The 24,377-nt window shown below is 60.0% G+C and carries 19 protein-coding genes and 1 pseudogene; 13 read left to right on the top strand and 7 right to left on the bottom strand.

Annotation, left to right across the window (positions count from 1 at the left end):
• Positions 1-58: 58 nt before the first annotated feature.
• A complete protein-coding gene (locus tag RZS28_RS07785) occupies positions 59-1,516 on the bottom strand; it encodes a hypothetical protein (RefSeq protein ID WP_407340752.1) in 1,458 nt (485 codons plus the stop codon).
• Between the two features lie 706 nt (positions 1,517-2,222).
• Positions 2,223-2,873 carry a c-type cytochrome gene (locus RZS28_RS07780; RefSeq protein WP_407340751.1) on the bottom strand — a complete coding sequence of 217 codons (651 nt, stop codon included), beginning with the start codon at positions 2,871-2,873 and terminating at the stop codon, positions 2,223-2,225.
• Between the two features lie 867 nt (positions 2,874-3,740).
• Between RZS28_RS07780 and RZS28_RS07775 the strand changes: the two genes are divergently transcribed.
• The 3 genes and pseudogenes from RZS28_RS07775 to RZS28_RS07765 all read left to right on the top strand — a co-directional run.
• The gene (locus tag RZS28_RS07775; RefSeq protein ID WP_407340750.1) at positions 3,741-4,415 is read left to right on the top strand and encodes a c-type cytochrome; all 675 of its coding nucleotides are present in this window, start codon (positions 3,741-3,743) and stop codon (positions 4,413-4,415) included.
• Entirely contained in the window at positions 4,412-5,047 is a 636-nt protein-coding gene (locus RZS28_RS07770) for a c-type cytochrome (protein WP_407340749.1), read from the top strand. The genes RZS28_RS07775 and RZS28_RS07770 overlap by 4 nt, the downstream gene beginning before the upstream one ends.
• A 444-nt stretch (positions 5,048-5,491) precedes the next feature.
• Positions 5,492-5,744: pseudogene (locus RZS28_RS07765) on the top strand (ATP-binding cassette domain-containing protein); the annotation flags it as partial.
• Between the two features lie 198 nt (positions 5,745-5,942).
• On the opposite strand, the gene RZS28_RS07760 reads toward RZS28_RS07765, so the two are convergent.
• A protein-coding gene (locus RZS28_RS07760; RefSeq protein WP_407341073.1) for an IS630 family transposase occupies positions 5,943-7,003 on the bottom strand; the annotation gives its coding sequence in 2 pieces (ribosomal slippage) (positions 5,943-6,511 and positions 6,511-7,003; 1,062 coding nt in all).
• Between the two features lie 805 nt (positions 7,004-7,808).
• Entirely contained in the window at positions 7,809-8,492 is a 684-nt protein-coding gene (locus tag RZS28_RS07755) for a DUF3471 domain-containing protein (RefSeq protein ID WP_407340747.1), read from the bottom strand.
• A 457-nt stretch (positions 8,493-8,949) separates the two neighbouring features.
• Between RZS28_RS07755 and RZS28_RS07750 the strand changes: the two genes are divergently transcribed.
• From RZS28_RS07750 to RZS28_RS07735, 4 genes are all read left to right on the top strand, one after another.
• Positions 8,950-9,888, top strand: coding sequence for a Ku protein (locus RZS28_RS07750; RefSeq protein ID WP_407340746.1), 939 nt, complete (start codon positions 8,950-8,952; stop codon positions 9,886-9,888).
• A gap of 435 nt (positions 9,889-10,323) precedes the next feature.
• On the top strand, positions 10,324-11,622 hold the full coding sequence (locus tag RZS28_RS07745) for a cytochrome c (protein WP_407340745.1): 1,299 nt from the start codon (positions 10,324-10,326) through the stop codon (positions 11,620-11,622).
• A gap of 30 nt (positions 11,623-11,652) precedes the next feature.
• Positions 11,653-12,126 carry a (2Fe-2S)-binding protein gene (locus RZS28_RS07740; RefSeq protein ID WP_407340744.1) on the top strand — a complete coding sequence of 158 codons (474 nt, stop codon included), beginning with the start codon at positions 11,653-11,655 and terminating at the stop codon, positions 12,124-12,126.
• Positions 12,119-14,428, top strand: coding sequence for a molybdopterin cofactor-binding domain-containing protein (locus RZS28_RS07735; RefSeq protein WP_407340743.1), 2,310 nt, complete (start codon positions 12,119-12,121; stop codon positions 14,426-14,428). Before RZS28_RS07740 ends, RZS28_RS07735 begins: the two co-directional genes overlap by 8 nt.
• Before the next feature lie 60 nt (positions 14,429-14,488).
• Here the strand turns inward: RZS28_RS07735 and RZS28_RS07730 are convergent, their stop codons facing one another.
• Entirely contained in the window at positions 14,489-15,211 is a 723-nt protein-coding gene (locus RZS28_RS07730) for a helix-turn-helix transcriptional regulator (RefSeq protein WP_407340742.1), read from the bottom strand.
• A 694-nt stretch (positions 15,212-15,905) separates the two neighbouring features.
• Between RZS28_RS07730 and RZS28_RS07725 the strand changes: the two genes are divergently transcribed.
• The 3 genes from RZS28_RS07725 (at position 15,906) to RZS28_RS07715 (ending at position 19,366) form a co-directional block, all read left to right on the top strand.
• Positions 15,906-16,316, top strand: a complete 411-nt coding sequence (locus RZS28_RS07725) for a PRC-barrel domain-containing protein (RefSeq protein ID WP_407340741.1) — start codon at positions 15,906-15,908, stop codon at positions 16,314-16,316.
• Between the two features lie 259 nt (positions 16,317-16,575).
• On the top strand, positions 16,576-17,280 hold the full coding sequence (locus RZS28_RS07720) for a hypothetical protein (protein ID WP_407340740.1): 705 nt from the start codon (positions 16,576-16,578) through the stop codon (positions 17,278-17,280).
• A gap of 439 nt (positions 17,281-17,719) precedes the next feature.
• Entirely contained in the window at positions 17,720-19,366 is a 1,647-nt protein-coding gene (locus RZS28_RS07715) for a PepSY domain-containing protein (protein ID WP_407340739.1), read from the top strand.
• Positions 19,367-19,448: 82 nt separating this feature from the next.
• Here the strand turns inward: RZS28_RS07715 and RZS28_RS07710 are convergent, their stop codons facing one another.
• Positions 19,449-20,126 carry an HAD family hydrolase gene (locus tag RZS28_RS07710; protein WP_407340738.1) on the bottom strand — a complete coding sequence of 226 codons (678 nt, stop codon included), beginning with the start codon at positions 20,124-20,126 and terminating at the stop codon, positions 19,449-19,451.
• Positions 20,127-20,701: 575 nt separating this feature from the next.
• Here RZS28_RS07710 and RZS28_RS07705 point away from each other — a divergent pair.
• From RZS28_RS07705 to RZS28_RS07695, 3 genes are all read left to right on the top strand, one after another.
• Positions 20,702-20,968 carry a hypothetical protein gene (locus RZS28_RS07705; protein WP_407340737.1) on the top strand — a complete coding sequence of 89 codons (267 nt, stop codon included), beginning with the start codon at positions 20,702-20,704 and terminating at the stop codon, positions 20,966-20,968.
• 51 nt (positions 20,969-21,019) lie between these two features.
• On the top strand, positions 21,020-21,298 hold the full coding sequence (locus tag RZS28_RS07700; protein ID WP_407340736.1) for a hypothetical protein: 279 nt from the start codon (positions 21,020-21,022) through the stop codon (positions 21,296-21,298).
• Between the two features lie 376 nt (positions 21,299-21,674).
• Positions 21,675-23,099 carry an L-serine ammonia-lyase gene (locus RZS28_RS07695; RefSeq protein ID WP_407340735.1) on the top strand — a complete coding sequence of 475 codons (1,425 nt, stop codon included), beginning with the start codon at positions 21,675-21,677 and terminating at the stop codon, positions 23,097-23,099.
• Positions 23,100-23,118: 19 nt separating this feature from the next.
• Here the strand turns inward: RZS28_RS07695 and RZS28_RS07690 are convergent, their stop codons facing one another.
• Positions 23,119-24,375, bottom strand: coding sequence for an oxalate decarboxylase family bicupin (locus RZS28_RS07690; protein WP_407340734.1), 1,257 nt, complete (start codon positions 24,373-24,375; stop codon positions 23,119-23,121).
• Between the last annotated feature and the right edge of the window lie 2 nt (positions 24,376-24,377).

Genomic DNA, 24,377 nt, shown 5'->3' with positions numbered 1-24,377 from the left:
AGGAAGACCCACTTATTCCTCGCAAAGGCGTCGCGGTCCTCAGACGGTGGCGTGCGGTTCAGAACGCAATCCAAGCATAGAGCAAGACCGTGTTGTTGCCCGATGCGTTATGGCTTGCGCCGTCGAAATTAACGATCCCACCGAAGAGCTTTAGGTAGCTTGTGTAGGACACTCCGATTTTGGCGTTGATCCAGGGATAGACCGATGGTCCGCCTTTGCTGAACGGCATATATGCAGCGTCAAAGATGATCCCTTTGCCGTTAGGAAGATTGACCAGCGAATTTGCGCCGTAAAGCAAGGCGTCGGCTGAACCATAGACGCTGAAATAGCCTCCCGTCAGGCTGTAGGTGTGGTCATAGACATATTCGATCGAGGCCTTGAAGCTATCAAGCGAATTGTAAAGATTTGATGAGCCGCCCTGCAGAAAGGTTGAATTCAGCTTCTGCCTTTCGTGTATATTAACAGCTCTGATGGTTATGTTGTGCGGGTCTCCAATGAACTGATACTGAGCGTCAAATGCGACGTCTGTAATTTCATCGAACCCAAAACCAGCGACACGGCCGGGGAGCGTGTTGGCGTGCACGCCAAACGTTCCAACCTCGAATGAATGCTCGCCGACATTATATTCAAAGGCGGCGCGCCAATAAGGCGCTACGCCGTCGATCGAAATTGATCCGATGACCCCCGGCGGCACGCCAAGCCTCTTCAATGCCTGCATGGAAAGATTTTGATACGCGCTTACGTCAAGATACAGCATGTCGTTCCAGAAGGTGTAGGCTCCGGTCCCGACAACTAGGTCGCCGAGGCCGCCCTCGATCAAAGTTCCGGGTAGTGAGAATTGAGGGGCGAGCGTAGAGCTAATGAAAGGGAAGCCCCAAGCTGGCGTCGTGTTCCACACATCCTGAACGCTCGGCGCGTTGTTGACCGATATTCCATAGGTGACGTCGTAACCGAAGAGCTTCGTCGAGTCCGCGTAGCGGAGATCGCTGGCGTCGAGAAATATATGCTGGCTGGCGCCGTCATAAGTCCCTTGGATAAATGCGCCCAGATTCCCGTAGATTTGCCCGGCATAGAAAAGGCTGCCTTGCTGTAGCAGCACATTGTTGTTGGTGTGCGCCCATAGCTCCGGCGGCGTGTCTTGATTGACGTCCGTGTGCGTGAAGGTTGGCATCACCATCGCGGCAAGGGGCGGAACCCCCTGCTCCCAGGTCAGGCCGCCGCCTGCCGTATAGCCATTAAGCTTAAATCGTCGCCCGAATGGCGTCAGCTGAGGAAAAGCCGTATGGCATGTGGCGCAAGGTTGACCTGTCTGCCGCGCGAAGCTTGGTAAGGCCGCTGCGCCCGGCGGCTTGATCATGACCCCGGCGCCGACTACCGCCGCGACGAGAAATGCTACGCCGCCGAAAGCGGCTACGGCCCGAAAGTCGCGCCCGGCGGTCGCTGCAATGGCCTCCCCGTTTGCAGCCGCCGTCCTTTGCGCGGCATTGGCGCCTTGATCCGCTTCGACGTCTGACATGACGGCTTCCCCTGTCGCATAGCATGGGCAATCCGGCGTGCGCGTCCTTCGGACCTCATGCCCCCGTTACCGGCTATCCCCCTGAAGCAAACTTATCAAGCGACGCCACCTGTATTGTTTATAATTGATTGAGCGTGTTGTAAAATAACAACACGTATAAATGCCACATTCACGACATAATCTCGTGGTTGTAAAAATTTAGAGTCATATTCTTGCACTTAAAATAGCTATATGTAGGCGATTATATTATTAAGTTATTGTTAATATGTACACGATATGCGCTTAATAGGCTATAGTGTCTTGCAGAATGTGCTAGTATACTTGATAATTGAGGCACAGTTTCCCATTCTGGCTTGTTCCCGTGGCGCGCCTGCCGTTGTTTCACCAGCAATTCGCTTGGCGTGCGTAGGAAGTGCACCGGGGGCTGAACAGGGACTTAACCATGACCACCGCAATCGAAGAGGCGCTCGTGCGGCGCACGGCCTAGAGCCGCGCCATATTGGTCCTTGCTCCAGTTTCATCCATGAAGACAATATGTTCCGGGTTCAGATCTGGCAGCCTTGCCCGCCATTCCTCACGCGCCTTGGCGACATCGGCGCAGTCTTGTTCGGCGGCGCGCAATGACTTTTTTTGAGCGTCAGCCCGAGATGCCGCGGCCTTTTCCAAAGGCAGCCGACGCTCACTGATCTGAACGAAAGGAAGGGATTTACTCGAGATAACTGAGATAGGCCGCGACGGCTGCAATCTGCGGCTCCGTCAGGCCGTGCGCAATCGGCTCCATAATAGCTGATGTGTCTGGTTTTGCCGGATCCTGTCCCCGCTCTCTGCTCCAGTTCACCAGCTTCCTAAAGATGTAGTCATGGAGCTGACCGGCTAGGCGGGGAAATGCCCCGTCGCCTTTAGCCTCTGGACCGTGACAGGAAGCGCACGGAGGAACATTGGCTCCGGGTAGTCCGTCCTCGTAGATTGTCTTTCCCGCGGCCATGAGTTCCCTTGGAGCGCCACCTAGTGGTTTGGGATTTAGATCCTTAAAATGTGCGGCCAAGGCCGTGACCATCGAGGGGCTTAAGACGTGGGCCACGTTGAACATGACTGGGTTCGTCCGCCTACGCTCAATAAAGGCCCGCAACTGATTTTCGAGATATTCGGGTTGCTGCTCCGCGAGTCTCGGCATGGGAAAAGCTCCACGAAAACCTTGCCCCGACAGCCCATGACACGTTTTGCAGTATTCTATCTTAGCCTGAAGCTCTTGCTTCGAAACGGCGACCGTACTGCTTTGTTCTGCGCGGCCCGCCGCGGAGAAAACAATTGCGAGAATTGCCGCTTGCAACAGGGGCTGTGAGCTAATGTGTTTCATTATCCGGCCTCCAATATTATCTTACTCAACGACATGAGCGATACGCTGATCCATCACTGGCGCTGGCTTGCCGCACTGGCCGCTGACAGAGAGTTGGCGCGCCGCAACTCGGCGGGCGTCGGCTGCCCGGTTCGGGGACATCTGGCCGTCCAAGCGAACCCGCTGACGCAAGTTTCAGCGCCATTGGGGGTTAGCGTTGGCTGCCTTCGGTTGAATGGCCCTCTTAGGTACTGAGGCCTTGGACATATTCTCCAATCGTAGCCGAGATTATCGACGCAAGGGTCGCAAATATTGTCACCTATCGCGGCGCGTAGCTTCAGCCCTTACGTCGGGTCAAACGGCGCATGTACATCTGGTAAGTTCGCGTCCCGCTATCACAAATAAGACGGAGATGCGAATAGCACTTGGGGCCACCCCAGTCGCCAATCGTCTGCCGATCGCCAGTGAGAGCGATCCCCGCAGCACGCTCGGCGTTGATCGCCCGCGTCAGCCGTGTTGCCTAAAGGCATCACATTGACGAAATGTGATGGGCCGTCGGCTTTGAATTAGCAGAGGTCCCAATGACTGCTTATCATGATAAGGTCTCGTGAGTACATATCGCAAACTCGTCAAGGCCGCCAATCCAGAAAAGGAAATTGCGTCCTCCGTCCATTGAAAGCTGCTTTGGAACGCTGAAAAATTGAACACGCCCGCCAGTCCGGTTTTCCCACGCGGGAAGCAGCGAAGCGAGAGCTGTTTGCCTCTATCGAGGGATACTGCAATCGTCAACGGCTCCACTCTGCCCTCGGCTACATAACGCGAGAGCAAACTGAGCGAAAAGCCGCCTAAGTCCAGTGTCCTCAGATTCACAGGAAGATCAATTGGGCAATGACGTCAAAGGAAGAAGGCCGGATCATGAAGGTCATTAGTTTACGATTGGCTTTGCAAACAGCAGTGCTAGCTATTGTTTTCTCTGCGTCGGGTCGCGCCGATGAAATCGGGGCGGTCGCATTTTCGAAATCAGAGCTTCAGGCGAAGCTGGAATATTGCAAAACCTGCCATGGGCTGAGTGGCCAGGGTTATCGTGGATATTTTGCCATGCCGCGACTCGCCGGGCAACAGCCCAAGTACCTCGAGAATCAGTTGCGGGCGTTTATTGAGCATAGGCGGACGAACTCAGTCATGTTTAACGTGGCGCATGCCCTGAGCCCGTCGATGGTCTCCGCCTTGGCCGCGCATTTTAGGGAATTAGATCCTAATCCAATAGGCGGCGCTCCCAAGGAGCGCCTGGCCTTGGGAAAAACAATCTTCGAGGAAGGATTGCCCGAAGCCAACGTTCCCGCGTGCTCCGCTTGTCATGGTCCGGAGGCTAAGGGTCAAGACGAAATACCACGGTTGGCAGGTCAGCTCTTTCCGTACACAGTAAAAGTATTGACGAATTGGGGCAAAGAGCGAGGTCTAGGTTCGGCGAAGGACATATCGGCCATTATGGTGCCGACGACGCATAACCTGAATCAATCACAGATTGCAGCAATCGCAGCCTACGTTAGCCATCTGAAGTGAACCCGCTCGCTTTACAAGCCACGAGAATTGGGATCATGAAACTGATAAAGTCCAAATTAGCAATCCTGGCGATCGTTTCTTCCGCCGCCGGTCCGCTGTTCGCAGATGAGTCCCTGCCTGTCCGGAATTGCACCTGGTGCCATGGATCTTCGGCGCAAGGATTTTCGACCGCGCCACGATTGGCCGGACAAAGAGAGCAATACATAGAGAATCAGCTTCTGAGCTTCAGCGAGCACATCCGGGATAATCCCTATTCAAGGCAATATATGTGGGGCGCCGCGGCAAATCTCAGTCCGCAGACCGCGCATGATTTAGCAACATATTTTTCGGCGCTGCCGCCCAAAGCCGCCTATGACGGAGATCGGGAGCTGGCGGCCGCAGGACGAACGATCTATGAACAAGGGATTCCGGAGTCCAATGTTGCGGCCTGCCTCGTTTGTCATGGCCCGAATGCTGAGGGGATTAGAGAAATTCCTCGTTTGGGAGGATTGGCGTATTCCTACTTGAAAAGCAGACTCGAGCAGTGGGACGAAGGGTTTCACGCAGCCGCCGCGCCCATGCCCCAAATTGCGCGCACATTGTCCCCCGACGAAATTGACGCCCTCGCCTCATACCTGAGCTTTATCGAGTAGGAGTCGTTTGAGTAATAGTCCGGCTTTCTTCAATCTCCGTGGAGGGAAGGCTCCGGCGCAAATGGCAAAAGCGGAGCATATTCCCCCGCGAACTCACCTTTGGCGGAAGCGAAGTCGGATGCTGAGAATGGATGATCTTTTCAAAGGTCATGAATTCGACAGGGTGATCATCGTGATCGTCAGATCGGGGTGCGCCGTTGGCCTGACCCCGGAGGGTGATCCAGGTTCAATGTTATTGCATTGTGGGGCAGAACCCGGGCTGGGCCGAAGAGGTATTCAGCGCTGTATGCACTACGGCAGGCTTGGCGAATAGTTCGCGCCTTAGCCTTATCGAATCGATGGCCAACTACGGCTCCAGCTTCATTTAGCGGACTAGGGCGCCGATATACCGAGTCCTAGCCGATGCGGCGATCTTCAAGCTTGATTATTCAAGTGGGGAAGGGAATGCAGCCGATTATTTTAATATCCAACCTCACCAAGGCCTACGCGTCCGGCTTCAGGGCTGGAGATCTACCCCGGAGAGACATTCGCCCTTTTGGGCCCAAATGGCGCCGGCAAGACAACGGTGATCAACATCATCTGCGGGATCGTCAATCCGACCGGGGGCATGGTAATAGCCGACGGCCACGACGTCGTCAGAAATTACAGGGCGGCGCGAGCTAGGATCGGCCTAGTCCCGCAAGAATTGTCGACGGATGTGGGAGATGGTTTGAGATGGTCTGCCTGTGCCGCTCCTCCACCCAATCTTTCAACCAACCCCGCCTTTGCTCAGAGCCGCTTGAACCCCAGCGTTTTTGCCGCTTTCGCGCCGCCGCCTGCAACGCGGCCAACACGATCCTGGCCGAGCGTCATCACAAGCTCTCGTTGAACCGGGTCTAATACCAAGTCTCTTTGATCATGACCGATAGGCCCAGTCTCTTGTTCCGATGGACATGATTTTCCAGGGCATATCGATGAGCTTGTTCCAGGCGAAGCAGCAGTGATCGAGGATGTCGTCGTAGGATTTGAAGATCCGGTTCGAGAGCCAGTTGTCGCGCATGAACTGCCAGATATTTTCGACAGGGTTCAACTCGGGTGACTTTGACGGCAACGGGAGGAGCGTGATGTTGCCTGGAACCGGCAGTTTCTTCGAGACATGCCAGCCGGCCTGATCGAGGATGAGGATGGCATGCGCGCCGGGCGCGACTGTAAGCGAGATTTCCTCGAGATGCAGAGCCATGGCCTCGCTGTTGCAGCAGGGAAGAACGAGCCCAGCGCCTTTTCCTTCGGCCGGGCAGATGGCCCCGAAAATATAGGCCGACGCCGTCCTCTGGTCGCGTGGCGCCGAAGGCCGTGTTCCTCGTCTCGCCCATCGGCGAGTGATCTTGTTCTTCTGTCCGACCCGAGCTTCATCTTGCCACCAAATCTCTATCGGTTTGCCACAAGCCTGTTGTGCGGCGGCTTCGTCCACGATGGCGGGAAAGCTTTTTTAAAAGCCGCGGCGGTTTCCTCGTCTTGCGCATGATGGCGCGGCCGCGCCGAGAGCTTGCGAAAGCCCATTGCGCGCAGTTCGCGGCTGAGCGTCTGCTTGGAAATCGAGACCCGGAACTCTTCAAAGAGCCACTGCGCGAGATCTATCAACCGCCAACGTACGACGCCATGGACGGCGGGGATCGGGCCAGCCTCGACGATCTGCCGCAGAGCTTGGCGTTGATGGTCGTTGAGACGGCTGGGAGCGCCCAGCGCCTTGCGGTTCATAAGAGCGCCAGGACCCTCCGCGTTGAAGCGAAGAACCCAATCGCGCACGATCTGCAACCCGACCCCGCCAATCCGCGCAGCATCGGAGCGCGAGCCGCCCTCATAAATCTCGGCCAGAGCCAGAAGACGCCGGGTCTGATCGGGATCACGCGATTGACGCGCAAGCCTCCGCAGCAAAACGGCGTCAAAATCTGGACGAGGCGGGAGAGGCGCAGCCATGGCAAACCCTTCGGAAAGCTGTTCGCCAGACTGAATCAGAACTTCGTCGATTCGGGAATCAGCCGCATGAGTCAAACTATCAGGGACTTGGTATTCATGGTCCCGAGAGAAGCTGCGCTTCTCGTCCGGCACGCTTTCGCCGCCCTTCCGCGCGATTTCGCGCTGCTTCTCTTCGTCCATCGAGGCGAAGCCACGGTTCGACGCTTTACGATCTTCTGCCATCCTGATCTCCGTATTAGGGAACCGCTGCAGCTCCAAATGAGCTTCTCAGCACCCCCTTAATCCAAATTTCAGAATATTGTTCTAACCGCTTCCGACGATTTAAAGAATAGCGACGCTAATATCCTATATTATTGCCACGGGTAAGGCTCGCTTTATTGTAACGTTGCGCTTACATCTGAACTGTACACCTTATGGTGCAATATCTTGCTCAAGCCGCGCGCAGATTTGATCACTGGAGCGCCGTCCATTATCGGGGCTATTCTGTAGGACGCTCCGTCGACAAAGCCGCCGCCTCGTCGCTTATGTTTCGCCGCGCTCCTACTCCTAGAATCGGGCGGCGCGCACAGGGAGCCCCTTGGATCCAGCGCGCAATGGCGAAAGCGGCTTCACGCCGATGTCAGAGGCTGTTCGGGGCGCCGCTAAGGACAACCAGATAGAATTGTAGCGCCCACCCGAAGGTGATCGCTCTTGCTCACCACAACATCTGATAAATTAGTATGGCTACAACAAGCCTCAGAAGGCAGCCGCATCTTCGGGTTGATCGCGACGCGCTATATTCGGCCTGCCGGCGGTCCGGCGCGCGCTACGGCAAATGGCGATAGATGAGACCATCGATTTTTCCATCCGGCGCCAGATTGATCCGCCACTCTGTGGCGCCGCCGGCGAATTGCGCATCATAGACATCCCAGCCGCCGCGGCCCACGCCTTTGAAGGTCACGGATTGCAGCGCGCCAAGAGATTCGAAATCCTTCCGTATCATGGGGAGTTGTTGACGCGCCGCCAGCGCCAGCGCCTCGCCCATTTGATCGTAATTGGGCTGTCCCCGCTGCTCCGCCGCGATGGCGCCGCGCAAGGCGGCTTCGCTTCCCGGCGTCGGGATCTTTTCTTTGATTCTTCGCGCGAGATTGTCCGCCGCAGACTTTGCGTCCGCTTCGTCGATCCGCTTCGCCGCCTGGTCAAAGCCGTTTTGATGCAGAACCAACTCGCTGGCCCGGCCTTGCCCATCCGTGACAAATGTTATTTGAGCCATTACGACCTTGGAGAAGAACTCGCGATCGCTTTCCGGAAATATTTCACTCGCCTGCTGCCCGGTTAATTGGGCGAAGAGGCGGCCGCCGTCCCGGGTGATAGAAAAGATTGGTCCCGCCGCGAGTTGGTAATAGCCGACATAGCCATCCAGCAGTTTCGGGTCGATTGGCGCCTCTTTGCGCGGCCTCGCTTGCTCGTAGCGGCGTTGCGCGATCGCATCCTCGGATTGGTCAATCATCGCTTTATCTCCTGACAAATTCTGAGCGACAGCCCCAGCCGCAATGACGGCGGGCAGGATGACGCCAATCAACACCAACAGCCAAGAGGCGGACGGAACCACAAGACCGCGCGATTCAACGACGCGAGCGACAGAACGAAATAATTTTCTAGGCCCTCCTTCAATCATCTCAACACCGTCCACGCAGTCGACTTCCTCAAATGGGCGAGAGCGGCCCTCTCCTACCATCTCGGCGATGATCGGAACGCCGCCACGCCAAAAGCATGACTTCTCGTTCGAAGTCTCGCAAATCCGGCAAGCCGTCAATCAGCGGCCCTTTCGCGGATTTTCCGCGGCGCGCTTGACGGGCGGGCTTTGTCTTCAGCTCGGGGTGGGAACCGGGAAGGTCCAAGCCGCGTTTTCGAAAATCGATCATTGGCGGAATTTGTCGCCTCGCGTAGCGTATCAGGAGGTCGGCATGCCGCCGCGGTCAAACTGGAAGGGTTATCTAAAGCTCTCGCTCGTCTCTTGTCCCGTGGCGCTGTTTCCAGCGACAAGCGCCAGCGAAAAAGTCTCCTTTCATCTTCTGAACGCGGCGACCGGCAACCGGCTCAAGCAGCAATATGTCGACGCCGAGACAGGCGCCATTGTCGAAAGGCAGGACCGGCTCAAAGGCTATGAAATCGCTAAGAGCGATTACGTCGTCGTCAGCGACGAGGAATTGGACAAGATCGAGATCGAAAGCAGCCATACGATCGACATCGAGAGCTTTACGCCACGCTCCGAAGTCGATCCGGTCTACTATGACAATCACTATTTTCTCGCGCCGGACGATAAGGTCGGTGAAGAAGCCTTCGCGGTCATTCGCGACGCCATGCGCAAGCGCGATGTCGTCGGCATAGCTCGTGTCGTGCTCTACGGGCGCGAGCGAATGCTTGTGCTTGAGCCGAGATCGAAAGGGCTGATGGGCGTGACATTGCACTATGATTACGAAGTGCGCGATGACGCGGCCTATTTCGACGCCGTCCCCAACATCGAGATCGGCAAGGAAATGCTCGAGCTCGCGTCGCATATCATCGACACGAAGATGGCGAGGTTCGATCCTTCGAAATTCAAGGATCGCTATCAGGAAGCGGTGGTCGATCTCGTTCGCTCGAAGCAGGCCGGCCGGCCAGCGCAAATTCCACATGCGCCGGCCCCTAGCAATGTGGTCAATCTGATGGACGCCCTGCGGCGGAGCCTTGGCTCTGAGAACGCAGCTCCCGAAAAGAGGCGCGAAAAAAAGGAAAAGAGCGCCGATGAGTCCGCCTCGGCCAAGGCGAAAGCCGCAGCCCGAGAGCCTGCGCGCCGAGAGCCCACGCGCAAGGCGTCGACGAAAGGCGCCGCCGGTAAAGGACGCATCAGAAAGGCTAGCTGATGCCGGGGCCGGCCAAGGTGCTGGAAACCATCGCGCAAAGCGCGATTTAGTTGACCCGCGAACCGCAGATTGGCGGTCAATTGACGCAGGATAGTCAGGTCACGTCCGCCCATCATTTACTTTGCAATATCGAACGGCGCCTCAATGAGCTTAGCTCCGATCGGTGGAAAGCATTGGAGAAGATGAAACAGAGCTTGCTGAGTAAAAACACGACTTTACGGGTGCGCGGGCCTGCAGCAACCCCGTAAAGCGCGGGAGTGAGACCGCATAGATTGATCCTGGAACTTTTAGGCCGCTTCGGTCTTGTAGGAATGTCGAGCAGCATTACAGCTTAGCCGGGACGAAATCTCAGCCGGCGAGGGCCCGACTCTAAGGGCGCTTGAATGCGACAGCCAAAGCTTTCATTGCTTAAGTCGTATGTTGGAATGATGACCGTTGTTTAGGCGCATCCTCATTGGACTGATCGCGGCTTTGGTCGTTGGGCTCGCCGCCTTCGCGGCTCTCGCATGGCGACCGGAAATCGCTCCAATCGCGCCGCCCGCCGCGTCCGCTTTCGCGCCGGAGCTTGTCGCGCGCGGCGAGGCGCTTGCCGGCGCCGGCTATTGCGCGACCTGCCATACCACGAAAGGCGGCAAGCCCTACGCCGGGGGCTATGCCATGCAGACCGGATTCGGGATCATCTACTCGACGAACATCACCCCCGACCCGAAAACCGGCATTGGCGCCTGGTCGGAAGAGGCTTTCCGGCGCGCCATGCAGGAGGGCGTGACGCGCAGCGGATCGCACCTGTTCCCCGCCTTTCCTTATGATCATTTCACCAAGCTGTCGGACGCCGACGTCTCAGCGCTCTACGCTTATCTCATGACCCGCGCGCCGGTCGAAGCGGCGCCGCGCGCGAATACGATTCCATTTCCTCTGAACATTCGCCCTCTGCAGGCGGGATGGAAGCTGCTCTTTTTTCGTTCCGGCCGGTTCGAGGCGCTGCCGGATCGCGGGCCGGAGTGGAATCGCGGAGCCTATCTCGCCGAAGGGATCAGCCATTGCGGCGCCTGCCATACGCCGCGCAACCTGTTGGGGGCGGAGGAGCGGAGCCAGGCCTATGCCGGCGCCCTGATCGACAACTGGCTTGCGCCGCCGCTGACGAAGGCCAATCCGTCGCCTGCGCCCTGGAGCCAAGAGGAACTCTTCGCCTATCTCCGCAAAGGCGTCAGCCGGCTCCATGGAACTTCGGCTGGCGCAATGTCGCCTGTCGTCCACGACGGCCTGGCCAAGCTGCCCGATGCGGACCTGCATGCGCTCGCCGTCTATTTCGCCGATGTCGATGACGCCGAAGCGCGCGCCGGCGAGGCAGCGCCGGCGATTCAATGGGCGCTCGCCGCAAATCGGCGCGGCGTCGGAGAACCCTATGATGCGACTTCGAGATTCTATACGGCCGCCTGCGCGTCCTGCCACTATAATGGCGGCGACGGCCTCAATCCGCTGCGCCCCGATCTCGCGCTGAACAGCGCGGCGAATCTCCACGATCCGACCAATCTGATCCGCGTCATCCTCTTCGGCATAGGCGCCAAGGAGGGCGCGCCCGGAGTGGTGATGCCGGGCTTCGCCCAAGGATTCAGCGACGCCGATGTCGCGCGCATCGCCGCCTATCTTCGCGCCACGCGAACGAGGCGTCCGCCCTGGCCGGATCTCGAGCAGAAGGTCGCGGCGATACGCGCGGTTCGCCAGCCGGACTGAGGCGGGAAGGAGTTTTGGAGCAATGCAAACATGACCAGCTTTACGATCAACGGGCGCGCAGTCACCCTCGATGTCGAGGAGGACACGCCGCTTCTCTGGGTGATCCGCGACGACATCGGGCTGACGGGCACGAAATTCGGCTGCGGCATCGGCATGTGCGGCGTATGCACCGTGCATGTCGGCGGCAGGGCGACGCGGTCCTGCATCACATCGGTCGGCGCGGTGGACGGCGCGGAGGTGACGACGATCGAGGGGCTGGATCCCGCTGGCGCGCATCCGGTCCAGAAGGCCTGGCTGGCGCTGCAAACGCCTCAATGCGGCTATTGCCAATCCGGCCAGATCATGCAGGCGGCGGCCTTGCTCAAGGATTTTCCCACGCCCACCGACCAGGACATCGACGCCGTCATGTCGGGCAATCTCTGCCGCTGCATGACTTATCCGCGCATTCGAGCCGCGATCAAGCAAGCGGCGGCGGCGCATAGGAGCAAGACCGCAAATGGCTAGGATTCAGTCCTATGGCGAGAGCGGCCGACTGCTGACCCGTCGCGGATTCCTTGTGACGACGGCGGGGGCGAGCGCCGCGTTTGGGTTTTCCGACGCCGCCCACGCGGCGATCGATCTCGCGGCGCCCGGGAGCGCGGCGTCTTTGGCCGCCGGCCAGCTTTTCGAACCGACCCTCTGGTTCTCCATCGACGGCAAGGGGATCGTCACCGTCAACATCATCCGCGCCGAGATGGGCCAGCATGTCGGCACCGCGCTCGCCCGCATCCTCGCCGACGAGCTGGAGGCCGATTGGGACAAGGTTCGCATCGTCCATGTCGACACCGATCCTAAATGGGGCGTGATGGTCACCGGCGGAAGCTGGTCAGTCTGGCAGACCTGGCCGATCTTCAGCCGGGCCGGCGCCGCGGGCCGGATGACGCTCATCGAGAAGGGAGCAAAGCTTTTGGGCGTGTCTCCCTCGATCTGCACGGCGCGCGGCGGCGCGGTCATCGCGGGGAAACAAACGATCTCCTATGCCGACATCGTCCGGCGCGGCGGCGTGCTCCGCCGATTTACGCCGGAGGAGCTGGGGAAACTGCCGATCAAGCCGGCTTCCCAACGGCGTCTCATCGGCCGCGCCGTGGCCGCGCTCGACATCCCCGCGAAGATCAATGGCGCCGCCCGTTACGGCATAGACGCAAAGACGCCCGGCATGGTCTACGCCAGGCCGAAGCTCCCGCCGACGCGCAACGGATCGAAGGTGATCTCGGTCGACGACAGCCAGGCGCACGGGGTGAAGGGCTATATCCGCAGCATCGCGCTGGACGACCCCTCGGACACCGTGCCTGGCTGGGTGATGGTGATCGCGGAAACCTACCCCGCCGCGATCCGCGCAGCCGATCTCGTCACGGTCAACTGGACGCCTGGCCCCGGCGCGGACGTGTCCGAAAAGGATATTCTGGATCACGCCGCCCGGCAGATCGCTGACGCCGATGGCGGCGCGCTGCTCGACACCGGCGGCGGGGATACGGAGGCCGCATTCCGCGCGGCGAAATCGACGATCGAACAGACCTACACAACCGCCACCGTGCTGCATTTCCAGCTCGAGCCGGTGAACGCCCTCGCCTTCGAGAAGGATGGCGTCTTTGAAATCCACACCGGCAATCAGTGGCAGAGCCTGATCCTCCCAACCCTGGCCAAGGCCCTGCAGAGGCCGCAGACCAGCATTGTGATGCGGACCTATCTGATCGGCGGCGGCTTCGGTCGAAGGCTGAATGGCGATTATGCAGTGCCCGCCGCACTTGCGGCGAAAGCGCTCGGCCGGCCCGTGAAGATGGTGCTGACCCGCGCCGACGACGCGCGCTTCGATTCGGTCCGTTCTCCCTCGGTCCAGACGCTGCGCATGGCCTTCGCCGAAGACGGCCGCGTGAGCGCGATGGAGCATCATGCCGCGGCGGGCTGGCCGACGCAGGTCATGGCCGCCGACTCCTTGCCCAAGGGCCAAAATGGCGCGCCTTATGATCCTTTCGCCATTTCCGGCGCCGACCATTGGTATGATGTCGGCGCGCAAAAGGTCCGCGCCATTTCCAACGATCTGGCGAATTCCACATTCCGTCCCGGCTGGCTGCGCTCGGTCGGGTCGGGCTGGATCAATTGGGCGCTGGAAAGCTTCATGGACGAAGCCGCGCATCATGTCGGCGTCGACCCGGTCGCGTTCCGGCTGAAGCTGCTCAACGGAACGGGGCGCAACGCAGGCTCGGCGCCGAACTCCGTCGGCGGGGCCAAACGGCAGGCGGAAGTTGTCCGACGGACCGCCGAGCGCGCCGGTTGGGGGGCGACTCTGCCGCAGGATAGCGGCCTTGGCATCGCCACCAGCTTCGGCCAGGAACGCAACATGCCGACCTGGATTGCGTGCGCCGCCCGCGTCCGCGTCGATCGGGCGACCGGGGCCGTGACGGTGGAGAAGCTGACGATCGTGGCGGACGCGGGCACGATCGTCGATCCCGACGGAGCACGGGCGCAGACCGAAGGCGCCGCCCTCTGGGGCCTGAGCATGGCGCTGCACGAGGGAACCGCATTCCAAAACGGCCGGGTGAAGGACACAAATCTAAATAGCTACACGCCGCTGCGCATTGGCGACGTCCCCGAAATGGACATCAGCTTCATCGACAGCGCCGAAACGCCCGTCGGCCTCGGCGAACCGGCGACCACTGTCATCGCCCCCGCGATCGCCAACGCCATTTTTACAGCCGTCGGCGTTCGGCTGCGCCACATTCCGATCACGCCCGAAGCCGTAAGCGCCGCCATGGCGGCCGGCAAATGACCCAGCGTGAATTGATGTTTTCGATAGGAGTCGCGCCGCGCCCAGCCCATCCTACGACATTCAGATCAGTCCGGCCCGGGCGGCCTTCGCAACAGCGTGAGCGACATTGAGCGCTTGCAATTTCCAGCGCGCCGACCCGAGATGCGCCGCCGCCGTCCCGACCATCAAACGCATCTCCAACGCCGCTTCCTCCAGCCGCTTTCCACTAGCCATCCATCTCAAAACTTCGATTTCACGCCCACTCATTGCGTTGAGGTCCGCGTGGACCCCCCGCCCATGCAGCTGGCGCATATATTGATGTGCATAATGCGCGACGGAGACCAAGTCTTTCAACAGTTCAGCGCGGCGCTCGCGCCATTTTGCGTCGCGCTCATCCGACCTGACGCTGAACAGCGCCTCGACTTGGCTTCCCTCGCCTGGCACCGCAATCGTCAAGCCTCGATGATCCATGCCGCTCCGTTGCGCCTTGTTTAGCAAGCGCCAGATATTGTCCTCCAACTGCTGGACCACCGACCACTCGAGCGGAAAGTCCACATCGATCCGAATGACGTCGCTCGACGCGGGGTCCCCCGCGCGCAAATGCTCGAGTCGCGCGCGATTATAGGCCAAGGCCAGAAATGGATCATTGATGTGGCGCCGGCCAAGCGAAGGGCAAACATAAACGACGCTGGCTAGCCCGAAATGGCCACGAATAAGTTCGAGGAAGCCATCCAGGGCCTGTTCGCTCAGATCGGCCTCCAGTCGGAGCAGCGTCCTCAAATCGACGCTATCGAGATTTGTCATCTTCCCCTCCGCGCCCCGGCGCAGTCTTCGGCTCCTCCGCGCCATAAAGCGCAGAGGCAGAGGGCAAACCTATTCAGGCCTCGCCAAGTTCGACGAGGAGCCAAGAAACACATAGTAACCCAACACATGCGCGCCACGCTATCACATCGGACGCTATGCTTAATTCCAGAGGCCCGGTCATTTCGCAGTCCCTCTTGCCTACCATTAGCCGAGGCGTAACCGGAAGGTTGATAGCTGTGAGCAGCACGCTCGCCGTCAGAGCCGCGTAGAAATTAATATCCGATCCTAGATCTCGTTCATGACCTGAGCATAGGAGATCAGCTCGAACAGGGCCGTTCCGCCGACGATGTCGCCAAGCAAGACGGGCGTCGCAAAATCAGCGATCATCATGCTGAGGCCCAATGTGTCCGCCCGTGGGCGGCATGAGTGTCCGCGCGCCGCCCCTGACGATATAGGCGAAGCGATAAGCTTGTTGAATGCTCATGTCGGCGGTTCGAAACAGCAGATTTCGACTCAGGAACCCTTCACATAGGGACGCGTTCCTTGGTGCAAGACAATGCCAGCATCGCGTTCGGCTTGAGTTTATCCGAGAAATTTGCGCGGGCGTCGCTGTTTATTTCGCAGTCGATGCAACGTCGGCGTCTCGCAACGCCGTAGGCGCTGTTGAACCCAACAAAGGATACAGGAGCACACCATGGGCACTGCACAACCGGACTTCAACTTGATCTCGAGCGAGGAGGTTGAAGGCACGACCGTTTATGATCCGAACGGCAACGAGATCGGCAACATCGATCATCTCATGATCGACAAGCTTTCTGGCCAGGTCCGCTACGCCATCATGAGTTTCGGGGGTTTTCTGGGCCTCGGCCACAGCCACTATCCGTTGCCATGGAGCTCCCTGACCTACGATAAGCAGCGAGACGGATACGCGACTAACGTCACGGAGCAGCAGCTCAAGGACGCGCCGGAATTCAGCGACGACAGCTGGAAGGATCGCGCCTGGGAGACGCAAATGCACCAGCACTACAACGTTCAACCTTACTGGGACGAGACTGGCGCGCGGGATCTATCGCAGGGCGCCTCGAACACGCCTCGCTCCATCTGACGGCCAAAACGCAGACTGACAAGTCCGCGATGTTCCAGGGGCCTTGCTGTTCGATCAGCAAGGCCTTCTGTTTGCGGTGGGCCTGGGAGCAACCGAAGCGGCCTGGTCCTCCATGACCGCCAATAAGCTCGGCGCAAGGCAGTTAGTCCCAGCGAGAGTGCGACAATAAATTGCGCCGCCGCGCATGCGCCGAACTCTTGTCCGGGATCGGGCCCACGTGCTAAATTTATTTCCGGCGTTTACAAGAATTGGGCTGCTGATGAGAAGCTTGCTTGCCGCGTCCTTTGTTGCTTTCACGATGATGCTTTCATTTTCGGCGCATGCGGAGGAGGCGGCAAGTCCCGCCATCATGGCGGTCGAAAAAACTCCCTTTCACGTGCCTGTATTCCGCAATGACCTCGTAAGGATGCTGAGCGTTTACATCCCCGCGGGACGAACCTCCCCCTATCATACGCATTCAATCGATCAGGCGTCGGTTTTCGTGCGGCCGGCGAAGACAAGAGCGCAGGTTTTGGGAGAGCCGCCGGTCGATCGGGACATCATCCCGGGAACCGTCGCCTTTGCGGATTACGCCAAGAAGCCGCTCACTCATCAAGTCTCGAACATCGACTCCGAACCATTCTGGCTCGTCGGCGCGGAGATCATGTATCCAGAGCCGGGGCGATTTACGCCATCCTCGCGCGCGGAAGTCCCGGATTACAAGCTGGTTCTTGATAATGATCGCATCCGCGCGTGGCGAATAGTTCTCGAACCCGGCCAATCCGCGGCCGCCATCACCCAGAAAGCTCCTGGGGTTCGGATCGTTGTAGACGGCGGGGAGCTTATTCAAAGCGAAGCGGGGCGGCCCGATCAAAATATGATTTTGAAGGTCGGCGACTTCTTCTGGCAAGATGCGGGAGCGACCCGAGCGGTCCGAAACAGCGGCGCGAGTCGGATCGAATTCGTCGAGTTCGAACTGAAGTGACCGTGTGATCTCAGCGTGTGGTCTTCACGCGCGGGCGATGCTTTTCTCCACCGGCTGAAGCATCGACTGGGAGATAATCATCCTCCGACTCCGCTGGCGCCTGCGGTTCAATCCCAGCTTTCGAAATTCCGCGCCGTTGACCAACGCCGCTATCCCGACGCGACCTGAGTCGGGCAGCATTTTCTTGAGCTCCCGAGCGCGCGGCCATCAACCCGCACAGGCTGGATCGCGGGAAAATAGTAGACACAATTAATCCGATCGAATAAGTAGGAATAACGACCCGCAAGCGGGCCGTAGACCACGGCTGGCTCGCCCCCCCGGCCTCGGGACGATAGTCGCTTGAGCTTCATAACGAGGGTTCTTGTGTGAGTTCCCGCATATGGCGCCGGCGGCGAGGATTGATAGTGCGCCTTTCGCCAATCATCATCGGACTAGCTCCATGAAACGTCTGCTGTTCTTGGTTCATCGCTGGGTAGGCGTCGTCCTCGCCTTGTTCATGCTGTTGTGGTTCTCCTCCGGGCTGATCATCGCCTTTTCCGGTTCGGTGACCCAAAGCCGCGGCCAGCAACTGGCCCATTCCGAGACGCTAAGTCCTGAAGCCGGCTGGCTCAGCCTGGGCGAGGCCTGGACGCGTAGCTCCAAAGCGCGCGATGGACGTCTGCGCGATGAAGGCGCGCGCGAGCTCGAAAATGCGGCTGCTGAAGCGCCGGAGAACAGGCGCTGGGGGCGCGGCGAGAATTCCATCGTCGACGCCCGCCTGTTGCATTCCGGCGGAGAGCCACATTGGCTGGTCGAAGATGATCTCGGCAGACGCTTCTCCATCTCAGCCATCGATGGCGAGCTGCAAGAATTTTCCGTCGAACAGGCGCGGCGCATCGGGGAGCAGTGGCTGGCCAACAACAAATCCGGCCCTGGGCCTTCCCCGGCCATCGCCTATCTCGACACGCTCGACGCGACGAGCAGCCTGCGCAATTATCAAGCGCTCAAGCCATTCCATCGCTTCGCTGTCAATGACGGCGAGGGAACCGAATTGCTTATCTCCGCGCGCAGCGGCGAAGTGCTGCAGGCGGCCAGCCGCTTGGAGCGCGGCCTCTATCTTGCCGGCGACTGGCTGCACCTGTTCCGTCCGCTCGATGCTCTAGGCGCCGGCGAACTCCGCCGCACCGTGCTGACCTGGACGGGCTTCGCCGCCGCCTGCGCCGGCCTTACCGGGCTCATCATCGGCTGGCTGCGTTGGCGGCCCGGCTGGTTCGGCAAGCCGACTTATTCCCAAGGGCGCGCCCAGCCCTACCGCGCCTTCTGGCTGCGTTGGCACTTCTGGAGCGGCCTTATCGGCGGCGCCTTCGCCATGCTCTGGGCGTCGAGCGGCTTTCTCAGCACCAATCCGGGGCAGATCTTCTCCCCGCTGACAGCGAGCAATGAAGAACTCGCCCGTTACCTCGGCGGCGAAGCGCCGGCGGCGGCCATGAACTGGCGGCCGGAGCGCCTGTCTTCTACGGCCGATGGCGCGGAGGTGGTGGAGCTCGGTTGGCGCCGCCTCGGCGATCAGGCCGTGCTGCTCGCCTATACTCGCGACGGTCGCCGTCTTCCGCAAACCGTCGCCGGCGCTACGGCGCAATTTGACGACAGAGCACTGCTGGCGGCCGTTCAACGCCTGGCCGGGCCTACGCAAATCGCGGAGCAAACACTGCAGCGGGATTACGATAGCTACTACTATCCCAACCATCATCAGGGCTCCATTGAGAAGCCGCTGCCGGTGGTTCGCGTGGAGCTGGCGGACGCCGGCCACACCCATCTCTATGTTGATCCTCAAGACGGCCGCCTGCTGTTGAAACAGGATTCGAGCCGCCGCGCCTATCGCTGGCTCTATAACGCCGCGCACCATTGGGACTTCGGCTGGCTCTACCGCCATCCTCTGTGGGACGTGTGGATGGCGACGTGGATCGCCTTCGGTCTCGTCCTGAGCGTCAGTTCCGTGGTCATTGGTTGGCGCCGCCTGCGCCGCACGTTCGGCGCCGAAGAAAAAAGCTCCCGCAAGGCGCCTTCCTCCCCAGCCCTCGCACCGGCGGTCGCGACCGAGTCCTGACCCGTTGAACGCGACCAGAACAAGGCGGCCGTAGCCCATTATGAGCGAGCGGATCTAACGAGTCCTCGCTTCTCTTTGAACCCTACCGGCGGCCGCCGACCTCATCAATGTGCCTCAGAAGGTCGGCCGGGTCCTCGTAGACGCGATAGGCGCCCGCGCGCTCGAGTTCTTCCTGGCCATAGCCGCCGGAGAGAAGACCAATCCCCAGAGCAGGCGCGCGCCGGGCCGCCAGCATGTCCCAGACGCTGTCGCCGACCACAGAGGCCGTCTGAATCGCCACGCCCAGCCGCTCCGCCGCGGCGAGGAAAAGATCCGGATCGGGCTTCGCGTATTTCACTTGATCGCGCGTAACGATCGGAGTCCGATCGAAATCGACGCCGAGCGATTCCAGCACCGGCCGCGCTGTTTCCATCCGGCTGCTGGTCGCGATCGCCCAGGGGATCTCCGCGTCCGTCAAATATGCCAGAAGCTCACGAGCGCCCGGCAGGGGTCGAATATCGGCGGACCACTGCTTATAGGCGTCGGCGTGGAGCCGTTGCAGGCGCACGATCCGCTCGGGGTCGATTTCAATCCCGGTCTCGCGCAACAGCATATTGGCGAACAATCCGCCGCTCATGCCAATCTTGCGGTGAATGCGCCAAACAGAGAGGTCAATCCCTTCCGTCTCGAGCGCCTCGCGCCAAGACAGCACGTGTTGATAAACGCTATCGACGAGCGTGCCGTCGAGATCGAATAGAAAGGAGGTTTTTGGACGCTGCATCGCCATCAACTTTCCAAACTGGTCAAGCGCAAACCTTCTTGCCTAAGAGGCCCTTTCGAAAGTAATCGCGATCGTCCGCCACATTGATTCTCGGCGACTTATGGCGACCGCGCGCGCGAACAACTCGACCCTCGGAACATTGACGTGGACATTCCGGCCGTTGGCGCCGTCATGGGGCGTGTTGGAATTGAATTTGGCGCGATCTCAAGCGTGACTAGACTATCTGATCATCCGACGAAATCAATCGTCCGATCGGACGGGCCTTAGTTGAGCTCTCCACGCACTCTTCTGCGCCTCTTGCTAATTGGTTTTGGAAGACCCATATCAACAGAGCAATGTCGAGGCCTTAAAGGCTCCGTTGTCCGATGGGGTCGCAAGATGCGCCGGCAGCGCCCTCGACCTGCGCGCATCGTCGCGCGGCTGTATTTTATCGCCGTTATTCACCCAATTCGTCGCATCAATGCCTTGAGCGCGCCTCTTCTGCCTTCGGGCGTAACCGCCGAGGTCTTTTGCCAGGCTCCCGCGGCCGCGCTAGCCGCGTTCGCGTGTCTTCGGGCCAATGGAAGTTTAAGTCGATGACCATCCGCACAACCCGCTCAACCATTTCGTTCTCGCATCCGTTCAAGCTCGGGGATCTCGACGATATCCAACCGCCCGGCGACTATCTCCTCGATACGGATGAAGAGCTGATCGAGGGCCTGTCGAGGCTAGTCTACCGACGCATCGCGACGCTGCTACATCTGCCAGCCATATCTCGTCCTCAAGGACGCATCGAGTTGGTCGCGGTAAGCCCCGCCGAACTCGATGCGGCTCTGGAAAAAGATCGAATTGGCGCAGCTTAGTTGGAGGCGGACGCCTCGCGTTTCGCCTCATGGATTCGACAGGAAAAACTCATGGCCAAACATATCTACTCAATTGGACAGCAGGTAAGCTTCGATGGGTCGGGAGGAACATACCTGAAGTTGGCCGGAGTCTTTACCGTTACAAGGCTCATGCCGCCGCTAGGTACAGAATTTCAATATCGCATCAAAGGCGGCGCCGAAGCCCACGAGCGCGTCGTGCTCGAACATGAACTTCGGGTCCCAGACAAAGGAAGCTCGATTGGCGCAGCGGATTCACGCGCGTCGTCGGCAGCCATAAAAACAGCGCGCGTTTTCATGGGGCAGTCGTAAACAACAACCCGACCGTCTAGATAATGAGTTCGCGACGTCGGCATCGACCTCTCTGCAAACTCTCTTTCTCAGGCGATATTTGGCCGATCACCCTCCCGCAGGATCGCGTCCAAGATATTCGCGCGCAAGCCGTCGCCCATCGTCCGGGTTGCTTGACATCGCCATGGGCCTATGGCCGTATCGGATCATCGTCATGAGAAGGACTGGCTCGACCGGCGCCGCGCGAGATCAACGCTCCGGGAGCTTTCAGGCTAGAACCTGAAGACATATGTAATTCCGGAAGCAGCGCGGCGTCCGCGATTGGACAAGTTTCTCAGGCGAAAGGACAGAGGGGCTCGGAAACGCCGGCGATCCGCCCGGCTGGAGAGCGCCGCCCATGCTTGATTTACCCAGCATAGATGACGCCGCGGCCCGACGCCGGCGCGCCGACGCCTCGGTCAGCATCGCCGATCTTTTCACGATCGGCATAGGGCCTTCGAGCTCGCATACGATCGGCCCCATGCGCGCGGCCTACCGTTTCACCCTGGCCATCCAAGAAGCCGGCCTCGAGCCAAGCGTCACTGGCCTTCGCATCGAGCTCTACGGGTCCTTAGCGCTGACTGGAAAGGGCCACGGGACCGACGCCGCCGTGATCCTCGGCCTCTCGGGACGGGAGCCCGAAAAGGTCGAACCCGCGGAAATTGCGGCGGTCGTCGAAGACGTGCGGCGAAGCGGCGCCCTGATGCTCGGCCGCAGCAAGCGCGTGGCTTTTGTGGAAGGGCTCCATCTGCTGTTCAGGATGGGCGAGTTCCTGCCGGTCCATCCGAACGGCATGCGCTTTACGGCCCTGGATGGCGATCGTCCGATCCTTGCGCAGCAATATTACTCTGTCGGCGGCGGGGCGATCGTCCTTGACGGGGAGGACGTTGCAGCCCGCGATCGCGGCTCGAATTTTCGACTGCGGTTTCCTTTCTCATCCGCCGCTGAGCTTCTCGCGATCGGCCAGGAGAATGATCTGCGGATCTCCGACATTGTGCTCGCCAATGAACAGTCTTGGCGGGAGGAGTCCGAAACGCTCGATTTCGTGGATCGCGTCCGCAACGCCATGCTCGCCTGCATCGAGCGCGGCTGCGCCCATGGGGGCATTCTGCCCGGCGGCCTCAAGGTGCGACGCCGCGCCAAGGCGCTTCATGAAGAGCTCATCAAGACGGCCACGACCGTTGACCCGTCGCGGATCTTCGATTGGGTCAGCCTTTATGCGCTGGCCGTCAACGAAGAAAATGCCGCGGGCGGCCGCGTCGTCACGGCTCCGACCAATGGCGCGGCGGGCGTGCTCCCCGCCGTGCTGAAATATTACGAGACCTTTTGCGCCGGCGCGACGCCTGCCGGATCGCGGAATCTCCTGCTGACCGCCGCAGCGATAGGGGCGCTCTACAAGAAGCGCGCCTCCGTATCCGCGGCGGAAATGGGCTGCCAGGGCGAGGTCGGGGTCGCCTGCTCGATGGCCGCGGCCGGCCTCGCCGCGGCGCTTGGAGGAACCAACGAGCAGGTGGAGAACGCCGCGGAGATCGGCATGGAGCACAATCTCGGCCTGACCTGCGACCCGATCGGCGGGCTCGTCCAGATCCCTTGCATCGAGCGCAACACGATGGGGGCGGTGAAGGCGATCAACGCCGCGCGCCTCGCCTTGCGCGGCGACGGCTCGCATTATGTCTCGCTCGACGCCGTCATCGAGACGATGCGCCAGACCGGACGCGACATGCAGTCGAAATACAAGGAAACCAGCCTCGGCGGCCTCGCCGTCAATGTGGTCGAGTGCTGAGCAGGGCCTCCTGACCCTATCACTCCGGCATGACTTCCGGCTTATTGTTGGGAAATTTTGCGAGCGTCGCCGGGTCGATGTTCAGGTGCTGGGCGACCAATGCCGGCGGCGTATGCGTCAGCCAATCGGAGAGAGAAACATCGGCGAAATAGGAGCTTTTGAACACTTCGAGAAATTGCAGGTCGGTGTCCCCGACATTCTTGATGTAGTGCCCGTTGCTGCGCTTCACATAGCCGATGTCGCCAGGGTTGAAGTCCATCGTGACCGCCCTCGGCCCCGAGTCGAAGACCGTCATCCGCCCCTTGCCCTTGATCCAATATTGCCACTCATCGGCGTTGGGGTGCCAATGCAGCTCCCTCAGAGCCCCAGGCCGCAGCGTGACCAGCGCGGCGGCGATCGTCTTGGAGACGGTGAAATTATTGCTGTCGGCGATCCGGACCTCGCCGCCTTTCGTCTGCCGGGTCGGCGCGCTCGATCCGAGCGAAAAAGTGAACGGATGCGGCGGAAAGCCCAATTGTCCCTTCACCGCCGCCTGGTCCGCGGCGAGAGGGCCGGGCAGCGTCCCTTGAAAGATATAAAGCTGGTGGAGGGGAATCTTCGCGAAGGTTTCGACCGGGACGCCGAAATTCTCCGCAAGAATCTCCGGCGGCGTATGCGCGAGCCAATCGGTGAGCAAGAGCGTGTTATATTCCGTCGCCTTGCCGTCGTCGAAGCACAAGAGGAACTCGCAGCCATCCGGCCCGAGCCCTTGCAGCGAATGCGGCAGGCCCGCTGGGAAATACCAAAGATCGCCCTCTTTCACGTCGGCGACGGAAGCCCGGCCCATCTCGTCGAGAATCGTGACCCGGCAGTTGCCATAGGTCATAAATCCCCATTCGGCCGCCAGGTGCCAGTGCATCTCCCTTATGCCGCCGGCGGTCAGCCGCATGTCGACGCCGGAGATGGTCTCGGCGATGGCGAAGTCGAATTGAGTGACCTGACGCGCCCAGCCGCCGTTCTGGATGCGCTTTGGCGCATTGTTGAATGACGCCCAGAACAATGGCATATCGCTGACGTCGGTCGGCGGCGGGAATTGCGCCGATGGAAACTGGCCGGCGATCGCCGGATTCTGCGGACCCGGATCAGTGAGGCTGGCCGGATTGCCCTTAGTGTTGACGGCGCCCTGCGGCGGCTCATCCGGATTGCCGAAGGAGGCGGATTGCGTCGGCGTCGCGGCCGCGACCACCGCGCCGGCAGCCGTTCCCCTCAATATGTTGCGTCTCGAAACCTTCGCCATCG

This window comes from Methylocapsa polymorpha (genome assembly GCF_045689225.1).
Lineage (GTDB): Bacteria > Pseudomonadota > Alphaproteobacteria > Rhizobiales > Beijerinckiaceae > Methylocapsa > Methylocapsa polymorpha.
The sequence above is the reverse complement of the archived record's forward strand: the minus strand, read 5'-3'. Positions and strand labels throughout refer to the sequence as shown.